Source organism: Siminovitchia fortis (assembly GCF_007681465.1).
GTDB lineage: Bacteria > Bacillota > Bacilli > Bacillales > Bacillaceae_C > Siminovitchia > Siminovitchia fortis.
On the sequence record NZ_VEKZ01000202.1, the window covers coordinates 1 to 242 of the forward strand.

Annotated in this window: 1 tRNA gene; it reads right to left on the reverse strand. The window is 54.5% G+C overall.

Annotated elements, in window-relative coordinates:
- Window positions 1-85: 85 nt before the first annotated feature.
- Window positions 86-178, reverse strand: a tRNA-Ser gene (locus tag FS666_RS19570).
- Window positions 179-242: the final 64 nt, after the last annotated feature.

Below are 242 nucleotides of genomic sequence, written 5' to 3' on the forward strand. Positions count from 1 at the left end.
GGGATTCGAACCCGTGTTACCGCCGTGAAAGGGCGGTGTCTTAACCGCTTGACCAAGGGGCCATAGATGACTTTTTCAGTTAATATGGCGGAGAGCAAGGGATTTGAACCCTTGAGACGGCGGTAGCCGCCTACACGATTTCCAATCGTGCTCCTTCGGCCAACTCGGACAGCTCTCCAATGGCTCCGCAGGTAGGATTCGAACCTACGACCGATCGGTTAACAGCCGATAGCTCTACCACT